This is a genomic window from Peribacillus sp. P4_B1, assembly GCF_056402395.1.
Genome location: NZ_JBFUHM010000169.1, coordinates 1 through 614, shown reverse-complemented (window position 1 = coordinate 614; position 614 = coordinate 1). Strand labels below are relative to the sequence as shown.

Sequence of the window (614 nt, the reverse complement as noted above, 5' to 3'; positions counted from 1 at the left end):
GCCAACTCGTGGAACGCTTCAGCCCGGCCTGGCGCGCAAATTCCCAACGTAAGACTCACCGGCGGGTTGTGGTCTAGTTGAAACTTTCAGAACGCATTCAGGCGGCAAAAGACAAGGCTCAGCCTGCAGCCGCCCCAGGCGCCGCCTCCGTAGTCTCGATTGCTTCCACAACGGCTCCCCCGGCTGCACGCCGTGTGCCTGCCCCGCGTATGCCGGCCCCGACTTCTGTGCCTGCAGTACGCCGCGAACGGCCGGCGGCGCCCGCCCGGGCGACGCGGCCACCCGGCGCGTCCGGTGAGCCCGAAGGCTTCCATCCCAAGACCCACCAGCCCGTAGACGCTTTTGCAGCGATCAAACAGCGCGCCGCGACGGCGCTGTTCGAAAAGATGGGAGCCCGCTTCAACGACTCAGCCATCACGGAGGGCGAGCTGCGCAGCTCGGCCCGGGAGGAGCTCATCCGCATCATCGATGCGGAGCAAGTCCCGCTCACGTCGGACGAACGCTCGCGTTTGGTCCGGGACGTAGCCGACGACGTACTCGGGTACGGTCCGTTGCAGCGGCTCCTGGACGATCCGGACGTCACGGAAATCATGGTGAACCGGATGGACCAGATC

At 66.1% G+C, this 614-nt stretch carries 1 pseudogene; it reads left to right on the top strand.

The window, feature by feature from the left end:
- Nucleotides 1-227: 227 nt before the first annotated feature.
- Nucleotides 228-614 (top strand): annotated as a pseudogene (locus tag AC1DVK_RS27110) (hypothetical protein); the annotation flags it as partial.